Origin of the sequence: Nocardia sp. NPDC087230, from assembly GCF_044744725.1 — a bacterium.
Classification (GTDB): domain Bacteria; phylum Actinomycetota; class Actinomycetes; order Mycobacteriales; family Mycobacteriaceae; genus Nocardia; species Nocardia canadensis.
On sequence record NZ_JBIUYV010000001.1, the window covers coordinates 234,444 to 257,517 of the forward strand.

Sequence of the window (23,074 nt, forward strand, 5' to 3'; positions counted from 1 at the left end):
GTACCGTATTCCTGTGCGGCTTGGTGTTCTCGATGTCGGAAGCAATACCGTTCACCTGCTCGTGGTGGACGCGCATCGTGGTGGTCACCCGATGCCGATGAGCTCGTCGAAGTCGGCGTTACGGCTCTCGGAGAACATGGACGGCGACGGGCGCATCACCGAGGCGGGCGAGGCGCGGCTGATCGCGACCATCGACGAGTTCGCCGATCTGGCGCGCAATTCCAAGTGCGTCGAGCTGATGCCGTTCGCCACGTCGGCCCTGCGTGAGGCCACCAACTCCGACGAGGTGCTGGCCCGGGTGCGCGCCATGACCGGGGTCGACCTGCAGGTGCTCTCCGGCGACGACGAAGCCAGGCTGACCTTCCTCGCGGTGCGCCGCTGGTTCGGCTGGAGCGCGGGCCGCATCATCAACCTCGATATCGGCGGCGGCTCGCTGGAGATGTCCAACGGCGGCGACGAGGAGCCCGATGTCGCGCTGTCGCTGCAGCTCGGCGCGGGCAGGCTGACCAGGGAGTGGTTGCGCGACGATCCGCCGGGCAAGCGCAAGATCGCGGTCCTGCGCGATTGGCTCGACGCCGAACTCGTCGTCCCCACCAAGACCATCATCGAGGCGGGCAAGCCCGACCTGGCCGTCGGCACCTCGAAGACGTTCCGCTCGCTGGCCAGGCTGACCGGAGCGGCACCCTCGGCCGCCGGTCCGCGGGTGCGCCGTACACTGACCAGCTCCGGTTTGCGCCAGCTGATCGCGTTCATCTCCCGGATGACCGCGGCCGACCGCGCGGAGCTGGAAGGCGTGAGTTCGGACCGGTCCCAGCAGTTGGTGGCCGGCGCACTGGTCGCGGAGGCGAGTATGCGGGCGTTGTCGCTCGACAGCATCGAGATCTGCCCATGGGCGCTGCGTGAAGGCCTGATCCTGCGCAAGCTGGATACCGAGCCGAACGGGGGTCCGGCCGTCGCCCCGCCGGTCGCCCCCGTGGCGAGAGCGGAGTCGGCATGAGCGGTGACGATTCGAAACAGCTATCGGTCGCCGAACTACTCGCGCGCAATGCCGCGCAGGGCGCCTCGCCGCCGGCCGGCGGTGGCGGTGGCAGGCGACGGCGTAGTGGTCGCGGACTCTCGGTCAATGATCTGACCGGGGAGAACGCGGCCGTCCGGCCGACCTCGCACGCCGCGCCCGCTCCGGACCCCGAGCCGCCCGCCCCGGTCTATCAGCCCGAGCCCGCCCCTGCTCCCGTCTACGAACCTCCCGCGAGTTATCAGCCCGCGCCGTATCCGCCGCCGGGCCCGGCCGAGCCGGCGTTCTCGCCGATGTCGGGGCCGATCACCCGCTTCGATCCCCACTCGGGGTTCTCCGCTCCCGATCCGAACGATCCGCTCGGCGTGGCCGGTCCGCGCCCGGCGGCCGACCCCTTCGGCCCGTTCCGCGCCGAGGCGCGTGAGAGCGGGTCGCGCGGTGCCGGACGCGGTCCCGGCCGGCTGGGCGCGCCGAACTCGGCCCAGCCGGTCGATCCCGGTATCGCCGAGCTGTTCGGCTCCGGCGCCCTGCCCGCGGTCGGCGGCGGCCGTCGTCGCCGGGCCGACCCGGACGACGCGCCCGAGCCCGAACCGCCGCAGGCACCACCCGCCACCGGCGGCCGGGCCGCCCGCAGACGGGCCGCCGAGGCCGCCGAGGAAGCCGCCGCCGCGCCCGCGGCGTGGTCGCCGGAGGCGCCCGGGTACGCCCAGCCCGCGTTCGAACCGCCCACACCCGGCCCCGAGCCTGCCCGTGGCTTCAACGGCCGCCAAGACCCCGCCCCCGCATTCGGCGGCTTTCCCGGTACCGGTGCCACGCCCGGGTTCAACGCGTTCCCCGAGTTCGGCCCGCGTGCCGACGTGGACGCCACCCAGGCCTACAACGTCGCGCCCGCCGCGGACGCCGCGCAGGCCAGGGGGACCGGCTGGCCCGCGCCCGAGGTCGATCAGCGTCCCACGCTGGACCGCAGGCGCGGCGGGCCGGAGACGGGCAAGTCCGGTGGGTTGCCGTCCTGGTCGGCGCGCAGGCACCGGCCCGACCCGGCGCCGCCCGCGCCCGAGAGCGGTGGGTTCCCGACGGCCGCCTGGTCGCCGGTCAGCCAGGAGCAGCCGATGGTCTCGGGTCAGTCGGTCGCCGGTGACCTGCTGCGCCAGCGCGCCGACGACGCCGACGCCCGTACCGAGGTCTACCGCGTCGGCGGCAATCGCGCCGCCGAGCCGGACACCGACGACTACGCCGAGTCCGACTATGTCGACCGCGACTACGTCGACAACGACTACTCCGAGGCGGACTACGCCGACGGCGAGTACGACGCCGCCTACGACGATGACGACTACGACGACGGCTACGAACCCGACCCGAAACCGACCAGGGCGAGCAGGCGGGCCGCGACCAGGGCCGCCGCGTCCAAGGTGGCGAGCCGGGCCAAGTCGCGCGCGGCGAGCCGGGTCTCGGCCGGTCGCGCGGGCGGGCGCGTCTCCCGGCTGGCCCGCGGCGCCGCCGCGGACGACCACCGCAGGCAGTGGCTGATCCTGGCGGGCCAGAGCGCCGGCGCGGCGGTCGCCGGAATGTTGCTGTTCAAGGGTTTCGAGACGATGTGGGAGACGCTGCCGTGGGTCGCGCTCGCCCTGGCCATGGTGGTCATCCTCGGACTGGTGGCCCTCGTGCGGATACTGCGCCGCACCGACGACATCTACAGCACTGTGATCGCCGTCGTCGTAGGCGTCTTCGTGACGCTCGGACCGCTAGCCTTTCTCCTCAGTACCAGCTGAAGCAGGGAGTGGGCTGTGGGGAACGCGCGGGCGGATATCGGAATCGGGCTCTCGACGGCGTCGGTGTATCCGGAGAACACCCAGGCGGCGTTCCGCTATGCGGCCGAATTGGGTTACGACGGTGTGGAATTGATGGTGTGGGCCGAACCGGCCAGCCAGGACATCGCGACCGTGCAGTCCTACGTCAAGCGCTACGGGGTGCCGGTGCTCGCGGTGCACGCGCCGTGTCTGCTGATCTCCCAACGGGTCTGGGGCGCCGACCCGGTGGCCAAACTGGAGCGCAGCGTGCGCACCGCGCAGGCGCTCGACGCCGACACCGTGGTGGTGCATCCGCCGTTTCGCTGGCAGCGCCGTTACGCCAAGGGTTTCGCCGACCAGGTCGGTGAGCTGGAGGCGAGCTACCCGGTCAAGGTCGCGGTGGAGAACATGTTCCCGATGCGGGCCGACACCCTGTTCCGCGAGGGCGCGGTGCGCAGGCTCGAACGCCGCTCCGGGCCCGGTCCCGCGGTGAGCGCGTTCAGTCCGTCCTTCGATCCGACCGACATCGGCTTCGAGCACTACACCCTCGATCTCTCGCACACCGCGACCGCGGGCGCCGACGCGCTCGAGCTGGCCCGGCGGATGGGCGAGGGCCTGGTGCACCTGCACCTGGCCGACGGCCGCGGCGCCGCCCACGACGAACACCTGGTCCCCGGCGACGGCACCCAGCCGTGCGCGCAGCTGTGCGAGCACCTGGTGCACACCGGCTTCACCGGGCACGCGGTCGCCGAGATCAACACCCAGACCGCGCGGACCACCGCCGAACGCTCGGCCCTGCTCGGCCGCACGCTCGACTTCGCGCGCAGGCACCTCACCGGTGCCACCCACGCCGACCTCACCTGAGCCATCGACTCGGTCACACCGCCGCAGTATGGTGCCTTGCATAGCATGCTTGTACGCTGTACGAACTACAGTGAACCGCGACCAGGAGTGACGATGACGCGAGAACTCGCGACCGACGCGCCGTTCAGTCAGGTCGTCGACCTGACCGAGCTCCCCACCACCGATGCCGAGACCGGGCGCTACGTCGGCATCATCGCGCCCGCCTGGACCATCGGTCCCAAGGTGCACGGCGGCACCATGGTCGCCGCCAGCGCGGCCGCGGCCACCCGTCGGCTCACCGAGTCCGACGCCTCGCTCGCGCGGATGGCGCCGATCGCGGCCAGCTCCGACTTCCTCGGCGCTCCTGAGCCCGGCGAGGTCGAGTACGCGGTCCACCTGCGCAAGAAGGGCCGCCAGATCTGCCTGGTCGACGCCGAGCTGATCCAGAACGGCCGCACCCTCGTGCGCACCGCCTTCACCTTCGGCCACCTCGACGTCGACGGCACCCGCTGGAGCGACACCGGCACCGACATGCCCGCCGAGCCCGACGCCACCGCGCTCGAGTACACCCCCGATTCGCCGATGGGCAAGATCGTGCACGTCGGCGAGGTGGCCCGGGTCTACCTGGACGCGACATGGGCCGACTTCGCCCGCGGCGAGACCGGCGCGCCCCGCGCCCGGCTGTGGATCCGCCCGCTCGACGGCGACGAGACCGACCCGCGCGTGCGCGCCGCCTTCGCCATGATGGCCGCCGACATGAGCCCGCCGGTGCCGATCAACCTCGGGCATTTCGGCTGGTCGCCGACCGTCCAGATGACCACCTACCTGCGCCGCGTCCCCGCCCCCGGCTGGCTGCGGGTCATCGCGACCGCCCGTGAGGTCGGTGAGCGCATGTTCGACGAGGACCAGCTGGTGATCGACTCCACCGGCGCCGTCGTCGCGCAGAGTCGCCAGCTGGCCTTGATCCCGGCGGCGCGCTGAGGGGTGGCGCACCACTAACCTTGACTGCATGACGAGAATTGCGGTGGTCGGTGGCGGTCGGATCGGTGAGGCGCTGGTCGCCGGATTGCTGGAGTCCGGCCGGGCGACCAAGGATCTGGTCGTCGTCGAGCCGGTCGCCGCGCGGGCCGCGCAGCTCGCCGAGCGCTTCAAGGTGCGGGTGAGCGGCTCGGTCGTCGAGGCGATCGTCGGGGCCGACATCGTCGTCGTCGCGGTGAAGCCCGGCGATGTCGACTCGGTGCTCACCGACCTGTCCAAGGCCGACCTCGACTCGGGCAGCGAGCAGGTGCTGGTCTCGCTGGCCGCCGGTGTCACCACCGCGCGGCTCGAGTCCAAGCTGCCCGCGGGCTTCCCGGTCGTCCGCGTCATGTCGAACACACCGATGCTGGTCGGGCAGGGGATGAGCGTGCTCGCGCCGGGCCGCTACGCCGACCCCGAGCAGCTCGAGCTCGTCGGCGAGATGCTCGAGGCCGTGGGTAAGGTGGTGACGGTGGCCGAATCGCAGATGGACGCGGTCACCGCGGTGTCGGGTTCCGGGCCGGCGTATTTCTTCCTCGTCGTCGAGGCGATGATCGACGCCGGCGTGAGCCTGGGGCTGACGCGCGATGTGGCCAGCCAGCTGGTCGTGCAGACCATGATCGGCTCGGCGGCGCTGCTGGACGAGACCGGGCAGAACGCGGTCGATCTGCGGGCCGCGGTCACCTCACCCGCCGGCACGACGGCGGCGGCGCTGCGGGTGCTCGAACGTGGTGCGGTGCGGTCGACGTTCATCGAGGCGCTGCACGCCTCCAAGCAACGCTCGGCGGAACAGGGCGCGTCGAACGAATGACGATCGGGTACCCGGGATGAAAACCGATTTCTCACACCCGTCGCAGTAATCCCACTGGTCCCGCTAAGCTCGTAGAAGCACGTGCGTGTCTGTTCCGCCGGTGGGGAAGCCGGCGGCGCGGACGTGCCGGAGGTCAATGGTGCCATGATGTCTGCGAACAGAATGTCTGCAAGCAATTCACCGGCGTCGGGCGGCGGATCGGGTTCCCCGACTCCGCGGGTCGGCTCCACGCAGGGACAACCGGTGATCGGCGGTGGCACACAGTTTCTCACCGTCGCCGAAGTCGCCGATCTCATGCGGGTGTCGAAGATGACGGTGTATCGACTCGTCCACTCGGGTGAACTGCCCGCGGTGCGGGTCGGCCGCTCGTTCCGGGTGCACGCGAAGGCGGTGCACGACTACCTGGAGACGTCGTACTTCGACGCCGGCTGACCTAGGTCGGCCACAAGGGCGGTTTCGTCGCTGCTCGGGTGTCCCGGTAGCATGAACCCTCGGTTCGTGTCCGCCTGCCGGTGGCACCGCTTCGTGGTGTCCGGTGCGCCCCGGCGGCGCGGACACCAGACGACGCACGCGACACCGCGTGTGTATGCCGAGTAGAGAAACGCGAGGAAACCCTATGGGTTCTGTGATCAAGAAGCGCCGCAAGCGTATGTCGAAGAAGAAGCACCGCAAGCTGCTTCGCCGCACGCGTGTGCAGCGGCGCAAACTCGGCAAGTAAGCCTGCGTGCCTACGAGAGCCCGTCACCATCGCGGTGGCGGGCTCTCGTTTTGAAAAGATCAGGTTTGTGAATCTCGTCATGCGCTGACGAGTCGACCTCGTTAAAAGCTTGTTGATCGTGTCGGTGGGTGGCACGAATGCGGCTACTCTGGTACGCGGGAATACATGAGAAGCAGGGGGCTTTGAGTGGGGCCAGGTCCGAGTTCCGATACACGGGAACGACACGTACCGAAGGTAGTGCTGGTGACCGGAGCCAGCCGCTTCTTCGGTGGCAACGTCGCGTCCAGGCTCGCCGCGGAACCGGGTGTCGAACGCGTGATCGCGGTCGACACGATGACCCCCAGCCGGGAGCTCCGCCGTCGGATGGGCAGCGCCGAATTCGTGCGCGCCGACATCAGGAATCCGCTGATCCGCAAGGTCGTCGAGGGCAACGACGTCGACACCGTCGTGCACGCGGCCGTGCTCACCCGTCCGCCCGCCGGTGGCGGTCGCGCGGTGATGAAGGATCTCAACGTGCTCGGCACGATGCAGTTGCTCGCCGTGTGTCAGAAGGCGCCGTCGGTGCGGCGCGTTGTCGTCCGGTCGTCCTCGGCGGTGTACGGCTGCAGCGCCAAGGATCCGGCGAAATTCACCGAGGAAATGGGCGCGCGTACCCCACCGGCCGGTTGGTTTGCGCGCGACATGATCGATATCGAGGCACTGGTGCGCGGAATGGCGCGACGCAGGCCCGATATTTCCGCCTCGATTCTGCGTTTCGCGCCGATCGTGGGTCCCCGGCTGGCCGATCGCGGCGTGCAATATCTGCGTTCGCCGATCACCCCGACCGTGCTCGGGCGCGAAGCCAGACTGCAATTACTGCACGAAGAAGACGCTGTCGCCGTCCTGGTGCACGCGGCATTTCGGGCACACGGCGGTACGGTGAATATCGCGGGCGACGGCGCGCTGGCCATGTCCCAGGCGATCCGCAGGGCAGGCCGTATTGTCGCGCCGGTGCCGTTCTTCGTTTTCCGCACTGTCGGGCGCACGCTGATGGGCCCGGTCATGCGCGGATTCAGCGGTGAACAACCCGACTACTTCTACTTCGGTTGCGGGTTGGATACCACCCGCATGCGGACCGAACTCGGTTTCACCCCACGCTGGACCACTGTCCAGGCATTCGACGACTTCATCGCGGGCGCAGCGTTGCGGCCCGTCTTCGATCCGGCTTGGATCGACGCCGCGGAAACCAAACTGCTCGGCCTCATCGGGGCCGATTCGGGAGCGCACACATGAACGAGGGAGCGAAAGTCATTCGTCTCGACGTGAATGTCGAGACCCGACAACGACCGCAGGCGCGTCGCTGGCCGGACCAGCCGACGCAGGCCACTCCGGTCACCTCGCTGAGTGAACGCAGGCCGGGCATGCCGACCCGGCCGCCCAAGACCCTGTCCGACATCGTCCGCGACACCGTCGCGGGCCAGATCGAGAACGCCGCGGAGTTCGCCCGGCGCAGGCTCACCGGCGACTACTCGGTCGACGAGTTCGGCTACGACGAGCACCTGCTCGAGTCGGTCATCCTGCCCGCGCTGCGGCCGCTGTCGGACTACTGGTTCCGGGTCGAGGTCGCCGGCATCGAGAACATCCCGGCCACCGGCGGGGCGCTGATCGTCGCCAACCACGCGGGCACCGTTCCACTCGACGGGCTGATGCTGCAGCTGGCCATCCACGACAAGCATCCGAGCCACCGGGCGCTGCGGCTGCTGGCCGCCGACCTGATCTTCGAGCTGCCCCTGCTCGGCGCGCTGGCCCGCAAGGCGGGCCATACCCTGGCCTGCCACCCCGACGCCGAGCGCCTGCTGCGCTCCGGCCAGATCGCGGGCGTGTTCCCCGAGGGCTTCAAGGGCGTCGGCAAGAACTACGCCGACCGCTACAAGCTGCAGCGGTTCGGGCGCGGCGGGTTCGTCTCGGCCGCCGTGCGCACCGGCGTGCCGATCATCCCGTGCTCGATCGTCGGCTCGGAGGAGATCTACCCGAAGCTGGCCGACATCAAGCCGCTGGCTCGTCTGCTCGGCCTGCCGTACTTCCCGGTGACCCCGCTGTTCCCACACCTGGGCCCGCTGGGCGCGATCCCGTTGCCCTCGAAGTGGTACATCGAATTCGGCGAGCCGATCGCCACCACGGCCTACGAGCCGGAAGAGGCCGAGGACCCGATGACGATGTTCGAGGTCACCGACCAGGTCCGCGAGACCATCCAGCAGACCCTCTACAAACTGCTGGCCAAGCGCCGCAACCCCGTTCTGGGGTAGCGGCGCCGCCGTGGCTCAGTGCTCGCGGTGTCGGGCGACCGCCGCCGCGACCGCACCGCCCGCCGCGCCCAGCGCGAGCGCGGTGGGCACGCCGATCTTGGCGGCCTTGCGGCCGGTGCGGAAGTCGCGGATTTCCCAGCCCCGGTTCTTGGCGACCTCACGCAGGTCGGAATCGGGGTTGATCGCCACCGCGGTGCCGACGAGCGAGAGCATCGGCACGTCGTTGTGGCTGTCGGAGTAGGCCGTGCAGCGCTTGAGGTTGAGGCCCTCGCGGATGGCCAGCGTGCGCACCGCGTGCGCCTTGCCGAGGCCGTGCAGGATGTCGCCGACGAGGCGGCCGGTGAACTTGCCGTCGACGCTCTCGGCCACCGTGCCCAGCGCGCCGGTGAGCCCGAGCCGCTTGGCGATGACATTGGCCAGCTCCACGGGCGTCGCGGTGACCAGCCACACCTGCTGGCCCGCGTCCAGGTGCATCTGGGCGAGCGCGCGGGTACCGGGCCAGATCTTGTCGGCGATGATCTCGTCGTAGATCTCCTCGCCGAGCGCGGCCAGTTCCGCGGTCGGACGGCCCGCGATGAAGCTGAGCGCCTTCTCCCGGCCCGAGGCCATGTCGGAGGAGTTCTCCTTGCCGGTGACCCGGAACTTCACCTGCTTCCAGGCGACGTCGACCAGGTCGGAGGTCTTGAAGTACTTGCGGGCGGCCAGCCCGCGGGCGAAGTGCACGATCGAGGCGCCCTGGACCAGGGTGTTGTCGACGTCGAAGAACGCCGCCGCCGTCAGATCGCGGGGTACTTCGGGGCCCGTCGGCTCGCCCTGTTCGGCGAGTTCGGACTCGTGCAGGGTGAGCGCGGCGTCGGCACTGGCCTCACCGGCCAGATTGGCGCGCAGCTCCTCCTCGCTCGGCCCGAACGGGCTGCGAGGCAGCCGTGCGAACTGTTCCTGCAGTTCCTGGCCGAGGCGGCTGGGCTGCCACCGCGCAGGGAACTCCCCGAATCGCCCTGCGACGAATCCGGCCCTAGCCACCTTCGAACGTTCCGGCACCAGTACCCTCCGCTAGTCGCGCGAACCATGTCCACAGTAACCGGATTCACCGACAAGCCGCGGCGGGCTCGGGGATTAAATAGGGCTCATGACTAATCCCACACCCACCGTGACCCTGTTGACGCGCGCCGGCTGCTACCTGTGCACCACGGCACTGGCGCAATTGGAGACCATCTGTGGTGATTTCGGTCTCCCGGTGCACACCGTCGACGTCGACGAGGCGGCGGCCAGTGACCCCGGACTCCGCGCAGAATACGGCGATCGGCTGCCCGTGGTCCTGTTGGACGGCCGTGAACACAGCTATTTCGACGTCGACGAGCCGCGTTTGCGGGCCGACCTGAGCCGTTTCGCTGGTCGCGGCGGAAAATGAGGCCAATTTCACCGACTTTGTGAACGCCTGCACAAGCGGTTACGGTGGTGGCACGCAATCCGCACCGCCGCGCTCAGCAGCGGCGGTGACCGGGTTTGCACAGCCCCCCATGGCACCGGTCGCGCTCTCGCGACGCAGTGACCCACACCGGTGAACGAACGACAGGAACCGGACCGTGATCAGGCCCGGCACGAGGAGCCGACGACGTGACAGAGCAGCATGAGACGCCCGGTGGCGTCTCCGGCAAGGCTCTTCAGAGGGATATCCCCCAGGCCACGGTGACTCGTCTTGCTACCTATCTCCGGGTTCTCGCCGGGTTGGCCGACGAGGGTGTAGCCATCGTATCGAGTGAGGAACTGGCTGTCGCGGCGGGTGTCAATTCGGCCAAGCTGCGCAAGGATCTTTCCTTCCTCGGACCCAACGGTGTGCGGGGTGTCGGCTATGACGTAGCCAAGTTGCGCACCAGGATCGAAGATGTGCTCGGTCTGTCGCAAGGACATCGGGTGGTGCTGATCGGTGCGGGCAATCTGGGCCGCGCCCTGGTCGGCTACGGCGGTTTCGGGGTACGTGGCTTCACCGTGGTCGGGATCTTCGACAACGACTCCGCGGTGATCGGCCAGTCGTACGCCGGTTTGGTCGTGCGCGATGTCGACCGGTTGACCGAGCAGATCCCGGCGCTCGCGCCGACCATCGCGGTGCTCGCCGTGCCGGACGAGGCCGCCCAGGACGTGTGTGACCGGCTCGTCGCCGCCGGGCTCCCGTCCATCCTGAGCTTCGCCCCGTGTGAACTGCGCGCACCCGCCCACGTGGAGGTCCGCCGCGTCGACCTGGCGATGGAGCTGCAGATGCTCTCCTTCGACGCCGCTCGCAACGACGCGCCCGCCCTGCCCGAGGTGGCGCAGGCCGGATCCGGCCGGATCGCGCGCCGGGTTCCCGCGCAGAACCATCCCGCCCTCACGCACCCCGCGCCGGTCGAACCGGTGCGCGGCAGGCCTACGCGCCGCACCGCGCCGCGCTCAGCCACTCCACACACAGCCACCCCGCATTCGGCAACGGAGCCAAGCACCAAGGGATCGGTGATCACGCCATGAGCGAGCGCCAGCGAGCGAATCAGCAGGCCAGTGCGCGGACGCGCAGGACGGCGCCGAGCGCGAGCGAGGTGCTGTCATGAGTGTCCTGCTCGTCGGAATTTCTCACCGGAGTGCGCCGGTCTCGGTGCTCGAGAAGGTCGCGATCAGCGAGGCCGACCGCCCGAAGCTGGTCGACCGGCTGCTCGCCTCCAGCCACGTGTCCGAGGCGATGATCGTCTCCACCTGCAACCGCGTCGAGATCTACGCCGTGGTCGACGCCTTCCACGGCGGGCTCGGCGAGGTCAGCGAACTGCTCACCAAGCATTCCGGGCTGCCGCTCGGCGACCTCACCAGGCACGCCTACGTGCGCTACAGCGAAGCCGCCGCCGAGCACCTGTTCGCGGTCGCCAGCGGCCTGGATTCGATGGTCGTCGGTGAGCAGCAGGTGCTCAGCCAGATCCGCAGCGCCTACGCCAGTGCCGACGGGCAGCAGGCGGTCGGGCGCACCCTGCACGAGCTGGCCCAGCACGGGCTGCGGGTCGGCAAGCGGGTGCACTCGGAGACCGGGATCGACCGGGCGGGCGCGTCGGTGGTGTCGGTGGCGCTGGACCGGGCGCGCGGCGTCGTCGGCGATCTCGCGGGCCGTACCGCGGTGGTGGTCGGCGCCGGTGCCATGGGCGGGCTGGCCGTCGCGCATCTGTCGCGGGCCGGGATCGGCCGGATCGTGGTCGTCAACCGTACGCTCGACCGTGCCCAGCGCCTCGCCGAGACCGGACGCAGCATGCACGGGGTCGACGCCGAGGCCATGGAGATGTCGCGGCTGACCGAGGCGATGGCAGGCGCCGATGTCGTCATCACCTGTACCGGCGCGGTCGGTGCGGTCGTCACCCTGGCCGACACCCACCGCGCGCTCGCGGGCCGGGCCACCACCGAAGCCGCCGAGCGGCCGCTGGTCTTCTGCGACCTCGGCCTGCCGCGCGACGTGGAGCACGCCGTGGCCGGGCTGCCCGGCGTCGCCGTCATCGACATCGAATCGCTGCAGCGCGATCCGGCCGCGGGCGCCGCGGCCGACGACACCGCCGCCGCGCGTCAGATCGTCGCCGATGAACTCGCCAAATACCTTGCCGGGCAACGCATGGCGGAGGTCACCCCCACGGTGGCTGCGCTGCGGCAGCGGGCCGCCGAAGTGGTGGAAGCCGAACTGCTGCGGCTGGATTCGCGGCTGCCCGACCTGGCCGATCCGGCCCGCGACGAGGTGGCGCGCACCGTGCGCCGTGTCGTCGACAAGCTGCTGCACGCGCCGACGGTGCGCGTCAAGCAGCTGGCTTCCACGCCGGGCGGCGACAGCTACGCCGAGGCGCTGCGTGAGCTGTTCGAGCTGAAACCCGGTGCGGTGCAAGCGGTTGCCGCTCCCATGGAGGTCGCCGCGGCGGAGTCCGCGCTGGCCGATGACTTCACCGCAGGACACCTCGGCGACGGGCAGTCCCGCATGACCGAGTCGAGGCCCGGAGGAGGCAGCCCGCGTAACCACGCAGGGCCTCTCGGGCATGCGCAGGAGGACACCGCATCATGACCACGACAGTGCAGGAAGAGGACACCGTGACCGCAGGCAGCATTCGTGCGCCGTGGCGGATCGGCACGCGCGGCAGCCTGCTCGCCCTGACACAGGCGGGCACCATCCGCGATGCGCTGATCGCCGCGGGTCAGCCCGCCGAGCTGGTCGTCATCAAGACCCCCGGCGACCTGTCGTCGGATCCGGTGCAGAAGATCGGCGTCGGCGTGTTCACTTCGGCGCTGCGCGACGAGCTCGCCGCCGGCGGCATCGACATCGCGGTGCACTCCTATAAGGATCTGCCCACCGCGCAGGACCCGCGCTTCACCATCGCCGCCATCCCGCCCCGCGAGGACCCGCGTGACGCGCTGGTGGCCCGCGACGGCCTGGTTCTCGGCGAGTTGCCCGCGGGCGCCAAGGTCGGCACCTCCGCGCCGCGCCGCGCCGCCCAGCTGCGCGCGCTCGGCCTCGGTCTCGACATCGTCCCCCTGCGCGGCAACATCGACTCCCGGCTGCGCAAGGTGAGCGAGGGCGAGCTCGACGCGATCGTCATCGCCCGCGCCGGCCTGTCCCGGATCGAGCGGACCGACGCGATCACCGAGTCGCTCGAGCCGGTGCAGATGCTGCCCGCGCCGTCGCAGGGTGCCCTCGCGGTCGAGTGCCGCAGCGACGACCAGGAACTCATCGAGATCCTTACCGGCCTCGACGACGCGTCGACCAGGGCCGCCGTCCTGGCCGAGCGTTCGTTGCTCGGTGAGCTCGAGGCGGGCTGTACCGCACCGATCGGCGCGATCGCCGAGGTCGTCGAGTCGATCGACGAGGACGGCCGCATCTTCGAGGAGCTGTCGTTGCGGGCTTGTGCCGCCGCGATCGACGGCTCCGATGTGCTGCGAGCCTCGATCGTCGGGGCGCCCGCCGACGCCGAGGAGCTCGGCCGCACGCTCGCGCGCGAACTGCTGGATCTGGGCGCTCGCGCACTGCTGAGCGTCGCGGACGAGCCGGAACCGGAGGTCGGTTCCCCCACACAGGCGGTGAACACTCCCGCCCCAGACTTCACCAATTCCAGCCCGATGGAGAACAACCGATGAGCAGCCGAGGCACCAAGAAGCAACCAGGGCGGATCCTTTTCGTCGGATCCGGCCCCGGCGACCCGGCCCTGCTGACCGTGCGCGCCCGTGAGGTGCTCGAGCGGGCGACACTGGCGTTCACCGACCCCGACGTCGACAAGGGCGTGCTCGCCCTGATCGGCCTCGGCGTGGAGGCGGCCGAGGACGGCGAGCGTCCGGTCGACGTGCGGCCCGCGCTCGGCGAGCCCGCCGAGGTGGCCAAGACGCTGATCGCCGAGGCCCGCAACGGCCACGATGTGGTGCGCGTCGTCGCCGGTGATCCGTTGACCACCGATTCGGTGATCAACGAGGTCAACGCCGTCACCCGCTCGCACATGGTGTTCGAGGTGCTGCCGGGTCTGCCCAACGGCTCCGCGGTGCCCAGCTACGCCGGCATCGCCCTCGGTTCCGGGCACACCGAGGCCGATGTGCGCGGCGAGGTCGACTGGGCGGCGCTGGCCGCCGCGCCCGGTCCGCTGGTGCTCAGCGCCACCTCCGGCCACCTGGCCGAGACCGCGAGCGCGCTGGTCGAGCACGGGCTGGCCCCGCAGACCCCGGTCGCGGTGACCGTGCGCGGCACCACCCGGCAGCAGCGCACCATCGAGGCCACGCTGGCCACGCTGAACAACGCCGCCTCCGAGCTGGTCGGACCACTGGTCGTGACGGTCGGCAAGGAAGTCGACAAGCGTTCGAAGATGTCGTGGTGGGAGTCGCGTGCCCTCTATGGCTGGACCGTGCTGGTGCCGCGCACCAAGGACCAGGCCGGCGAGATGAGCGAGCGGCTGGTGACCCACGGCGCCATCCCGATGGAGGTGCCGACCATCGCGGTCGAGCCGCCGCGCAGCCCCGCGCAGATGGAGCGCGCGGTGAAGGGTCTGGTCGACGGCCGCTACCAGTGGGTGGTGTTCACCTCCACCAACGCGGTGCGCGCGGTGTGGGAGAAGTTCGCCGAGTTCGGCCTGGACGCGCGGGCGTTCTCCGGTGTGAAGATCGCCTGCGTCGGCGAGGCCACCGCGGAGAAGGTGCGCTCCTTCGGCATCAACCCCGAGCTGGTGCCCAGCGGTGAGCAGTCCTCCGAGGGCCTGCTCGCCGACTTCCCGCCCTACGACGACGTGTTCGACCCGGTCAACCGGGTGCTGCTGCCCCGCGCCGACATCGCCACCGAGACCCTCGCCGAGGGCCTGCGGGAGCGCGGCTGGGAGATCGACGACGTCACCGCCTACCGCACCGTGCGCGCCTCGCCGCCGCCGGCGGAGACCCGCGAGATGATCAAGACCGGCGGCTTCGACGCGGTCCTGTTCACCTCGTCCTCCACGGTCCGCAACCTGGTCGGCATCGCGGGCAAGCCGCACGCGCGCACCATCGTCGCCTGCATCGGCCCGAAGACGGCCGAGACCGCGATCGAGTTCGGCCTGCGGGTGGACGTGCAGCCCGAGACCGCGCAGGTGGGTCCGCTGGTGGAGGCGCTGGCCGAGCACGCCTCGCGCCTGCGCGCGGAGGGCTTGCTGCCGCCGCCGCGGAAGAAGAGCCGCCGCAGCAGCAGCCGCTAGCCTGCCGAGACCGCCCGAAGGCCCGCCCACCGTGGCGGGCCTTCGGCGTATCAAAATCATCGGCTGTAGCGCAGCAGGGTGCGCACCAGCCGACAGGTGGCATCCGACGGCGGGCGCAGCTCGATCTGCTCGGCGGTGCGCCGGATCGTGTCGTTGGTCGCCTGATTCGGCAGGTACACACCGGAATCCAGCAGCGCGATCGTCAGCCGCATGGCCTTGAGCCTGCGGTTGTGCGCCACGTACCAGCGGCGCGGCCTGCCCGCGGGCAGGCGCTTCTTCTCCAGCGGTACGTACGGCGCGGTGATGAACGTGGACTTCGGTGCTGCGGCAATGGCGTTCATGGCGTCCTCCCGTCGCGAATGGGTCCCGCCCCCGATCGTCGGGAACCCTCGAACACGCTTTCGATTGTAGCGAGAGGGTCCGACAAGTTTCGTCGATCTCTCGCGGAAGCCATTGAGCTCCAGTGCGATTCGATGTTATCCACACGTTCGTGGCGGCCTGTCGCCGGGCGGCTGTCGGACCCGTGTGGTCTAGTGGGCTCCGATGTCACGGGAGGAGACGCGATGACGGTGGACGGGATCGGCGAACGTCTCGGCGTGCATGTCGAGCAGGGTGAACTGCTCGGCCTCGCCTGGCTGGTCGCGGTCGGTGACGCGGTGTCGACCGGGACGGCGGGGCACGTCGACGAGTCGCGCGCGGCGCCGGTGCGCGCCGACACGATCTTCCGCATCTCCTCGATGACCAAACCGCTCACCGCGGTCGCGGCCTCGATCCTGATCGACGACGGCCTGCTCGACCCGGCCGAGCCCGTCGATCGACTGCTGCCCGAACTCGCCGACCGCCGCGTGCTGGCGCATCCCGCCGCCGAGATCACCGACACCGTCGCGGCCCGGCGCCCGATCACCGTCGACGACCTGCTCACCTTCCGGCTCGGCTGGGGCATGGACTTCGCCGACTTCTCGCCCAAGCCGTTCGACGCGGCCTGGAGTGAGCTCGGCCTCGGCTGGGGTCCGCCGACGCCCGCGCGGTTGCCGGGACCGGACACCTGGCTCGCCCGGCTCGGCACGCTGCCGCTGCAATATCAGCCGGGGGAGCGCTGGCTCTATCACGTCGGCGCGCCGATCCTCGGTTTCCTGGTCGGCAGGGCCGCCGGCAGGCCGTTCTCGGATTTCCTGGCCGAGCGGGTCCTGCGTCCGCTCGGCATGGTGGACAGGGGCTTCTCCGTCCCCGCCGACAAGCTCGACCGCTTCGGCCCGCACTACGCCGACCGCGACGGCGCGCGCGTGGTCTTCGATCCGGTCGACGGTCAGTGGAGCACGCCGCCCGTGTTCGAGGGGGGTGGCGACGGACTCGTCTCCACCCTCGCCGACTATCACCGGTTCGCCCGCATGTTGCGCGACGGCGGCGTCCTCGACGGCACCCGGATCCTGTCCGAGGCGGCGGTGGCGACGATGACGCGCGACCACTTGACCGCCGCGCAGCTCGCGCGCGGCGGTCCGAACCCGGACGGCAGCGCGGGCTGGGGCTACGGCGTCGGTGTGCAGCTCAGCGACCTGCCCGACGGCCCGCGCGCGGGCTCCTACGGATGGTCCGGCGGCCTCGGCTCCACCTGGTCCACCGACGGCGCGGTGACCGGAATCCTGCTCACCAACCAGACGTGGAACTCGGCCGGACCGCTCCCGGTGTTTGCCACGTTCGAGTCGATCTTGGGCGAGGTGGCCCGCGCAGGCGACGCCGCGTAGGCGCCGTCGCGGGCCTGCTCGCCCAGGCGTATTCTGCGGTCTATGACCGCTTTCGACCGCCCGCGGCGGTTGCGCAGGACACCCGCATTGCGTCGGCTCGTCGCCGAGACCACGCTCGAGCCGCGTCAGCTGGTGCTGCCGATGTTCGTCGCCGACGGCATCGACGAACCGCGCGAGATCAGTTCGATGCCCGGCGTGTATCAGCACTCGCTGGACTCGCTGCGCAAGGCGTCGGTCGAAGCGGTGACCGCGGGGGTCGGTGGCCTGATGCTGTTCGGCGTGCCGCTGCCCGAGGACAAGGACGCCACCGGCAGTCAGGCCAGCGATCCGAACGGCATCCTCAACCGCGGTCTGCGCGCACTGGCCGAGGAGGTCGGCGACGCGACCGTCGTCATGGCCGACACCTGTCTGGACGAGTTCACCGATCACGGCCACTGTGGCGTCATCGGTTCCGACGGCGCGGTCGACAACGACGCCACCCTGCACCGCTACGTCGAGATGGCGCTCGCGCAGGCCGAGGCGGGCGCCGATCTGCTCGGCACCAGCGGGATGATGGACGGCCAGGTGGGCGCGATCCGGCGCGGTCTGGATGCGGTCGGGCGCACCGACACCGCCATCCTGGCCTACGCGGCGAAGTACGCCTCCGCTTTCTACGGCCCGTTCCGCGAGGCCGTCGGTTCGTCGCTGGAAGGCGATCGCCGCACCTACCAGCAGGACCCGGCCAACCGCCGCGAGTCGCTGCGCGAACTCGAGCTCGACCTCGCCGAGGGCGCCGACATCGTGATGGTGAAGCCGGCGATGTCCTACCTCGACATCCTGCGCGATGTGGCCGACCGCTCCACCGTCCCGGTCGCCGCTTACCAGATCTCGGGCGAGTACGCGATGATCACCGCCGCCGCCGAGCGCGGCTGGATCGACCGCAGGGCCTCGGTCCTGGAGTCGTTGATCGGTATCCGGCGGGCGGGCGCCGACATCGTGCTCACCTATTGGGCGACCGAGGCTGCACACTGGCTGTCGTGATCGTTCCACCGCACAAACCCGAGTCCCTCCCGATGCCCGAGGATGTCGGCACCGCACGCCAGCTGTGGTGGGCCGTGTCCGGGCTCGGGGTCGTCTACACCGGCGCCGGAATCGTCACCATGACCGGGCAGCGCGACGAGCTGAGCAAGCAGTTCCTCGACGAGATGCACAAGAGCGACCCGAATTTCCCCGCGTCCACGGTCGATGTGATGGTGCTGGCAGCCTTCGTACTGACCGCGATCGTCGGGCTGGTGCTCGCCGGGGTGACCGTACTGATCGCGCAGCAGCTCGGCCGGGGCAAGTCCTGGGCGCGCACGGTACTCACCGTCGTCGCGGTCTGGCTGGGGATGGGTGCGATCGCCACCATGTTCGCCTTCTCCGGGGACACCTCGGTGGCCACGATGGTCGCCGGCGGCACCGCGATCGTGCAGGGCGTGCTGGCGGTCGGCGCGGCGTACCTGAGTTACCGTCCGGAATCGACCAGGTACTTCCAGCTGAACCGCCGGTGAACGCCAGGTTGAACCCCGACGTCTTTGGTCACTGACACGCCACAGTGTATGGTGAGCATGATCACAGGGATTTGGGGTAATCCCAGTGATGTGACCGGTAGAAGTCCGGGGGATTCGGAGGCAATGATGCGCGTGGTGATCGAGCAGCAGCACCGCCTGCGACGCGACCTGTTGGTCATCGGCTTGATGGTCCTGCTGGCCGTCGTCACCATCGCACTGATTCTGTTGCCGAGTCTGGTCGGCTGATCCACCGGCGCCCTCGGCGCCGCGGTCCTCCCATGGTGTTGTTCTCCGAGCCCGGCGCGCGCTGGCGCGCGATCGCCTACGGCCCGCTGTTGTGCGCGGTGATCCTGCTGGTGGAGTGGCTCGCGGGCAGCACGCTGCACGGGTTCGCCCTCGGTTTCTGCGCCGTCGCCATCGGTGGTTTCACGGTGCTCCAGGTGATCGCCGGCCGCACCCACGCCCGTGTCGAACTGACCGGCACCACCCTGCATCAGGGCGTCGAGTCCGTGCCGCTGACCGAGATCGCCGCCGTGCTGCCCACCGATGACGACGACGCCGCCGAAGGCCGGGCGCTCGGCGCGCTCAGCGGCGTGCCCCGGCGCCGTCGCGGCATCGGGTTGCGCCTGGTGGACGGCCGGATCGTGCAGGCGTGGGCGATCGACCACGCCGGGCTGCGCGCCGCGCTGGGCTCGGCCCTGGCAGGATCGCAAGGATGAAACGCTGGATCGCCACGGCGCTGTTCGAGCTCGGCCTCGCCGTGATCTGCCTGGCCGGAGCGGTCTACAGCTGGCGCCACGCACGACGGGTGACCGGCTTCGTCACCTCCGACGAGCATCCGGGGTTCGAGGCCGTCCGCTATGTGCCGCCGCTGCTGCTGCTCGCCAGCGCGCTGGTCATCGTCGCGGGGCTGCTGGTGATCGACGCCGTCGCCCGGATCGCGACCCGATCTGTAGCACTGCGGTCCGTCGAACCGATGTCTTGAGTGAAGCCGAATCCCGATGCGCGCGTTGGGGTTCGGGACATATCTCGACCGCTCGCCTCGGCGGGCAACATGGAGGACCACCGATGACCAAGCTCACCGCGGGATTCTGTACGGCCGCCGCGGCCGTGGCGGCGATCGCCCTGGCAGCGGCACCCGCCCAGGCCGCAGGCCTGCCCCTGACCCCCATGGTCGCCGAGCCGGCCGCCGGTGGCTTCGCCCCGGAGACCGGCTCGAGCGGCATCTACAACGGCATCATGTGCCAGCTGCACACGATCTCGGCCGACGTCCCCTGCATGTACACCTAACCGGCCCACTGCTGGTAGACGTCGACGACGCGGCCTCCGCGCGTGCCCGGCGCGTTCAGGAACACGGTGACGGTGCCGTCGGGATGACTCGCCGCCTCCGTCACCACCTGGCGCAGGGTGGCGCGGATGCCGCCGTCGGCGTCGCGGTAGAGCGTGGTGTCCCCGTGCAGGCCCGCGCCGATCCGGTTGGCCGGGACGAACATCGCGGTGAGCGCCGGGACCGGACCCGCGCCGAGCGCGACGGTCTCCTCGTGGTCGAGCTGGGCGCCGATCCGATCCGGGTGGACCTGCGGTGCGAAGGCGGTGGCCGTGCCCGCGCCGAGGACCACTCCGGCCGCGACGAACCCCGTACACAGGGCAGCCCGCGGGAAACACAGTGCAGTGCTGGTGACGCCGAAACGCATGAAACACCCTTCCGCTGATAGCTGATGTCTACCGCTCGGTGCTCGAGCAGCCCGCAGCGTAGCCGCAGGCCAGCGCACCCGGATCCAAATGATCTCCGCGCAGGGGCGGCGTGTCGGGCGTGTCGCCGGTGGGTCGCTGCGGTCTGGGTCACTGTGCTCCACCCTGTCGTCCGGCGCGCCGAGGCGAGCTGAGAGACTGGAATCCGTGAGTTCTTCTCCGCGCGCGGCCGAGGCCAGTCCGTCGCAGGTACCGATGTCCGCTCAGCTCTTCGAGCGGGCCGCTTCGGTGATCCCGGGTGGGGTCAATTCCCCGGTCCGTGCGTTCAATTCGGTCGGCGGAACTCCGCGGTTCATCGTCTCGGCGAACGGCTACACCCTCGTCGACGCCGACGGCAACGAATACGTCGATCTGGTCTGCTCCTGGGGTCCGATGATCCTGGGCCACGCGCACCCCGCCGTCGTCGAAGCGGTGCAGCGGGCCGCCACCGGCGGACTGTCGTTCGGCGCGCCCACCGAGGCCGAGATCGAACTGGCCGAGGCCATCGCCGCGCGGGTCGAGCCGGTCGAGCGGGTCCGGTTGGTCAACTCCGGCACCGAGGCCACCATGAGCGCGGTGCGGCTGGCCCGCGGCTTCACCGGCCGGTCCAAGATCATCAAGTTCGCCGGCTGCTACCACGGCCACGTCGACGCGCTGCTGGCCGACGCGGGCTCGGGCGTCGCCACGCTCGGGCTGCCGACCTCACCCGGCGTCACCGGCGCCCAGGCCGCCGACACCATCGTGCTGCCCTATAACGACCTGACCGCCGTCGCTGCCGCGTTCGAGGCCAACCCGGGCCGGATCGCGTGCGTCATCACCGAGGCCGCCGCGGGCAACATGGGCGCGGTCGCGCCGCTGCCCGGCTTCAACGAGGGCCTGCGCACCCTGGCGCACGACAACGGCGCGCTGCTGATCATGGACGAGGTCATGACCGGCTTCCGGGTCAGTGCCGCGGGCTGGTACGGCCGCGAGGGCGTCGCCGGTGACCTCTACACCTTCGGCAAGGTGATGAGCGGCGGCCTGCCCGCCGCCGCGTTCGGCGGTCGCGCCGAGATCATGAACAACCTCGCTCCGCTCGGCCCGGTCTATCAGGCGGGCACGCTCTCCGGTAACCCCGTCGCCGTCGCGGCCGGCCTGGCGACGCTGCGCGCCGCCGACGCCGAGGTGTACGCGGCCCTGGATCGCAACGCCGATCGGCTCGGCGGTCTGTTCGCGAAAGCCCTGACCGAGGCCGGGGTCGAGCATCAAGTGCAGTTCGCAGGCAATATGGTGAGCGTGTTCTTCGCCGACCGCCCGGTGACCGACTACGCCGCCGCCAAGGCGAGCCAGACCTGGCGTTACCCAGCCTTCTTCCACGCTCTGCTCGACGCGGGCGTGTACGCGCCGCCGAGCGCGTTCGAGGCATGGTTCGTCTCCGCGGCGCTCGACGAGGACGCGTTCGACCGTATCGCCGCCGCTCTGCCCGCCGCCGCCCTCGCGGCCGCGGCCGCAACCCCCGAAGGATCCCCAGCGTGAGCTCCGACCAGCCCGACGCAGAATTCACCACTCCGGTCGACGGTGACGAGGCGCCGCATCCCGCGCCCGCCGCCGCGCCGCCCGGCCTCGACGACGACCCCGCGACGGTGGAAACCATCGTCCACGTGCTGCGCCACGGCGAGGTGCACAATCCGAACGGCATCCTCTACGGTCGCCTGCCCGGCTTCAGCCTCTCGGTGACCGGCCGATCGCAGGCCGGGGCCGTCGCGCGCTCGCTGGCCGACCACGACGTCTCCCTGGTGATCGCCTCCCCGCTGCAACGCGCCCAGGAGACGGCGGCCCCGATCGCGGCCGCCCACGACATCATCGTGCGCACCGACGAGAACCTGATCGAGGCGGGCAACACCTTCGAGGGCCTGCGGGTGTCCGTCGGCGACGGCGCGCTGCGCAAGCCCCGGCACTGGTGGAAGCTGCGCGACCCGTTCACCCCGTCCTGGGGCGAGCCGTATCTGCAGATCGCGCATCGCATGCTGGCCGCGGTCAACAAGGCCCGCGTCGAGGGCGCCGGTCACGAGGTGGTGCTGGTCTCGCATCAGCTGCCCGTGTGGACGCTGCGCCGGTTCCTGCAGGGCCAGCGTCTGTGGCACGACCCGCGCAACCGGCAGTGCTCGCTCGCCTCGCTGACCTCGCTGGTCTACCACGGGGATACCCTGGTGGACATCGTGTACTCCGAACCAGCGGGCGCCTCCGACCCTTCGGTTCACGGCGCATGACACGCTCCACCGCGTCGGTCCCCGCCCGCAGCCACCGGCTGCGGGCGATCACTGCCGTCCTGTCCGCGCTGTTCGTGATCGTCGCGGCCGCCGGCTGTTCGACAGGTACCGATGCGGTGGCCACCGGGGGCGGCACCTTCGAATTCGTCTCGCCCGGTGGTAGAACCGATATCTACTACGATCCGCCCGCGACGCGCGGAACGATCGGCAAGCTCTCGGGGCCCGATCTGATGAACGAGGGAAAGACCGTCTCGGTCGACGATTTCCCGAACCAGATCGTGGTCGTGAATCTGTGGGGACAGTGGTGTGGCCCGTGCCGCGCCGAGTCGCCCGCGCTCGAAAAGGTCTTCGCGGCGACCAAGGACAAGGGCGTCGCGTTCCTGGGCATCAATGTCCGCGATCACCAGCGGGACAAAGCCCAGGACTTCGTAGTGGACAACAAGATCGAATACCCGTCCATCTACGACCCGTCGATGCGAACCTTGCTCGCGCTCGGCGGAAACTTTCCCACCAGTGTCATTCCGACCACGTTGATCCTGGATCGTCAGCACCGGGTCGCCGCGGTCTTCCTTCGCTCGCTATTGGCAGAAGATCTGCAGCCCGTGGTCGAGCGCATCGCCGCCGAGGAGAAGCAGTGAGCCGTCGTCGTCCCGGAAAT

26 protein-coding genes are annotated in these 23,074 nt (G+C 70.3%); 23 read left to right on the plus strand and 3 right to left on the minus strand.

The annotated features are described in order from the left end of the window. Positions 1-13: 13 nt before the first annotated feature. The 9 genes from ACIO52_RS01230 to ACIO52_RS01270 all read left to right on the plus strand — a co-directional run bounded on the left by ACIO52_RS01230 (position 14) and on the right by ACIO52_RS01270 (position 8,476). Positions 14-997 carry a Ppx/GppA phosphatase family protein gene (locus ACIO52_RS01230; RefSeq protein WP_218721983.1) on the plus strand — a complete coding sequence of 328 codons (984 nt, stop codon included), beginning with the start codon at positions 14-16 and terminating at the stop codon, positions 995-997. After that, positions 994-2,784, plus strand: coding sequence for a hypothetical protein (locus tag ACIO52_RS01235; RefSeq protein ID WP_402640630.1), 1,791 nt, complete (start codon positions 994-996; stop codon positions 2,782-2,784). The genes ACIO52_RS01230 and ACIO52_RS01235 overlap by 4 nt, the downstream gene beginning before the upstream one ends. Positions 2,785-2,799: 15 nt before the next feature. Continuing rightward, complete coding sequence (locus tag ACIO52_RS01240) at positions 2,800-3,666, plus strand: sugar phosphate isomerase/epimerase family protein (protein ID WP_374104825.1); 867 nt, start codon at positions 2,800-2,802, stop codon at positions 3,664-3,666. Positions 3,667-3,759: 93 nt separating this feature from the next. Then, positions 3,760-4,626 carry a thioesterase family protein gene (locus ACIO52_RS01245; RefSeq protein ID WP_218716617.1) on the plus strand — a complete coding sequence of 289 codons (867 nt, stop codon included), beginning with the start codon at positions 3,760-3,762 and terminating at the stop codon, positions 4,624-4,626. Positions 4,627-4,654: 28 nt separating this feature from the next. Then, on the plus strand, positions 4,655-5,473 hold the full coding sequence (proC, locus tag ACIO52_RS01250) for a pyrroline-5-carboxylate reductase (protein ID WP_402640634.1): 819 nt from the start codon (positions 4,655-4,657) through the stop codon (positions 5,471-5,473). Between the two features lie 162 nt (positions 5,474-5,635). Then, positions 5,636-5,905, plus strand: coding sequence for a helix-turn-helix domain-containing protein (locus ACIO52_RS01255; RefSeq protein ID WP_255586995.1), 270 nt, complete (start codon positions 5,636-5,638; stop codon positions 5,903-5,905). Between the two features lie 184 nt (positions 5,906-6,089). Next, positions 6,090-6,191, plus strand: coding sequence for a 30S ribosomal protein bS22 (locus tag ACIO52_RS01260; protein ID WP_003402602.1), 102 nt, complete (start codon positions 6,090-6,092; stop codon positions 6,189-6,191). Between the two features lie 237 nt (positions 6,192-6,428). Next, positions 6,429-7,463, plus strand: coding sequence for an NAD-dependent epimerase/dehydratase family protein (locus tag ACIO52_RS01265; protein ID WP_218716619.1), 1,035 nt, complete (start codon positions 6,429-6,431; stop codon positions 7,461-7,463). Next, positions 7,460-8,476 carry a lysophospholipid acyltransferase family protein gene (locus ACIO52_RS01270; RefSeq protein ID WP_316576202.1) on the plus strand — a complete coding sequence of 339 codons (1,017 nt, stop codon included), beginning with the start codon at positions 7,460-7,462 and terminating at the stop codon, positions 8,474-8,476. Before ACIO52_RS01265 ends, ACIO52_RS01270 begins: the two co-directional genes overlap by 4 nt. Positions 8,477-8,491: 15 nt before the next feature. On the opposite strand, the gene ACIO52_RS01275 is transcribed toward ACIO52_RS01270, so the two are convergent. Continuing rightward, the gene (locus ACIO52_RS01275) at positions 8,492-9,421 is read right to left on the minus strand and encodes an HAD family phosphatase (protein WP_255587002.1); all 930 of its coding nucleotides are present in this window, start codon (positions 9,419-9,421) and stop codon (positions 8,492-8,494) included. Between the two features lie 184 nt (positions 9,422-9,605). Here ACIO52_RS01275 and ACIO52_RS01280 point away from each other — a divergent pair, with 184 nt between their 5' ends. The 5 genes from ACIO52_RS01280 to ACIO52_RS01300 all read left to right on the plus strand — a co-directional run bounded on the left by ACIO52_RS01280 (position 9,606) and on the right by ACIO52_RS01300 (position 15,165). Next, complete coding sequence (locus tag ACIO52_RS01280; protein WP_218716622.1) at positions 9,606-9,887, plus strand: glutaredoxin family protein; 282 nt, start codon at positions 9,606-9,608, stop codon at positions 9,885-9,887. Between the two features lie 206 nt (positions 9,888-10,093). Next, a complete protein-coding gene (locus ACIO52_RS01285) occupies positions 10,094-10,978 on the plus strand; it encodes a redox-sensing transcriptional repressor Rex (RefSeq protein WP_316576201.1) in 885 nt (294 codons plus the stop codon). Positions 10,979-11,054: 76 nt separating this feature from the next. Beyond that, positions 11,055-12,530, plus strand: a complete 1,476-nt coding sequence (locus ACIO52_RS01290) for a glutamyl-tRNA reductase (RefSeq protein WP_218716624.1) — start codon at positions 11,055-11,057, stop codon at positions 12,528-12,530. Further along, on the plus strand, positions 12,527-13,597 hold the full coding sequence (gene hemC / locus ACIO52_RS01295; RefSeq protein ID WP_218716625.1) for a hydroxymethylbilane synthase: 1,071 nt from the start codon (positions 12,527-12,529) through the stop codon (positions 13,595-13,597). The genes ACIO52_RS01290 and hemC overlap by 4 nt, the downstream gene beginning before the upstream one ends. After that, entirely contained in the window at positions 13,594-15,165 is a 1,572-nt protein-coding gene (locus ACIO52_RS01300; protein WP_218716626.1) for a bifunctional uroporphyrinogen-III C-methyltransferase/uroporphyrinogen-III synthase, read from the plus strand. Before hemC ends, ACIO52_RS01300 begins: the two co-directional genes overlap by 4 nt. A 56-nt stretch (positions 15,166-15,221) precedes the next feature. Here the strand turns inward: ACIO52_RS01300 and ACIO52_RS01305 are convergent, their stop codons facing one another. Then, complete coding sequence (locus ACIO52_RS01305) at positions 15,222-15,506, minus strand: hypothetical protein (protein WP_218716627.1); 285 nt, start codon at positions 15,504-15,506, stop codon at positions 15,222-15,224. Positions 15,507-15,728: 222 nt separating this feature from the next. Here ACIO52_RS01305 and ACIO52_RS01310 point away from each other — a divergent pair, with 222 nt between their 5' ends. From ACIO52_RS01310 to ACIO52_RS01335, 6 genes are all read left to right on the plus strand, one after another. Next, on the plus strand, positions 15,729-16,907 hold the full coding sequence (locus ACIO52_RS01310; protein WP_402640642.1) for a serine hydrolase domain-containing protein: 1,179 nt from the start codon (positions 15,729-15,731) through the stop codon (positions 16,905-16,907). Between the two features lie 42 nt (positions 16,908-16,949). Next, entirely contained in the window at positions 16,950-17,927 is a 978-nt protein-coding gene (gene hemB, locus ACIO52_RS01315; RefSeq protein ID WP_218716629.1) for a porphobilinogen synthase, read from the plus strand. Further along, entirely contained in the window at positions 17,924-18,436 is a 513-nt protein-coding gene (locus tag ACIO52_RS01320; protein ID WP_308248371.1) for a hypothetical protein, read from the plus strand. The genes hemB and ACIO52_RS01320 overlap by 4 nt, the downstream gene beginning before the upstream one ends. 278 nt (positions 18,437-18,714) lie before the next feature. Then, positions 18,715-19,155 (plus strand): hypothetical protein, encoded by a 441-nt coding sequence (locus ACIO52_RS01325; RefSeq protein WP_218716630.1) that lies wholly within the window; start codon positions 18,715-18,717, stop codon positions 19,153-19,155. After that, the gene (locus ACIO52_RS01330) at positions 19,152-19,421 is read left to right on the plus strand and encodes a hypothetical protein (RefSeq protein ID WP_218716631.1); all 270 of its coding nucleotides are present in this window, start codon (positions 19,152-19,154) and stop codon (positions 19,419-19,421) included. The genes ACIO52_RS01325 and ACIO52_RS01330 overlap by 4 nt, the downstream gene beginning before the upstream one ends. A gap of 83 nt (positions 19,422-19,504) precedes the next feature. Then, a complete protein-coding gene (locus tag ACIO52_RS01335; protein WP_316576199.1) occupies positions 19,505-19,726 on the plus strand; it encodes a hypothetical protein in 222 nt (73 codons plus the stop codon). Here the strand turns inward: ACIO52_RS01335 and ACIO52_RS01340 are convergent. Beyond that, on the minus strand, positions 19,723-20,130 hold the full coding sequence (locus ACIO52_RS01340) for a hypothetical protein (protein ID WP_218716633.1): 408 nt from the start codon (positions 20,128-20,130) through the stop codon (positions 19,723-19,725). The genes ACIO52_RS01335 and ACIO52_RS01340 overlap by 4 nt on opposite strands. A 253-nt stretch (positions 20,131-20,383) precedes the next feature. Here ACIO52_RS01340 and hemL point away from each other — a divergent pair, with 253 nt between their 5' ends. The 3 genes from hemL to ACIO52_RS01355 are packed head-to-tail and all read left to right on the plus strand — an operon-like array spanning position 20,384 to position 23,054. Beyond that, entirely contained in the window at positions 20,384-21,682 is a 1,299-nt protein-coding gene (gene hemL / locus ACIO52_RS01345; RefSeq protein ID WP_402642122.1) for a glutamate-1-semialdehyde 2,1-aminomutase, read from the plus strand. Further along, positions 21,679-22,416: a histidine phosphatase family protein gene (locus ACIO52_RS01350; RefSeq protein ID WP_402640647.1), complete on the plus strand. Its 738-nt coding sequence runs from the start codon at positions 21,679-21,681 to the stop codon at positions 22,414-22,416. Before hemL ends, ACIO52_RS01350 begins: the two co-directional genes overlap by 4 nt. Beyond that, on the plus strand, positions 22,413-23,054 hold the full coding sequence (locus tag ACIO52_RS01355) for a TlpA disulfide reductase family protein (protein ID WP_218716634.1): 642 nt from the start codon (positions 22,413-22,415) through the stop codon (positions 23,052-23,054). The genes ACIO52_RS01350 and ACIO52_RS01355 overlap by 4 nt, the downstream gene beginning before the upstream one ends. Positions 23,055-23,074 lie beyond the last annotated feature (20 nt).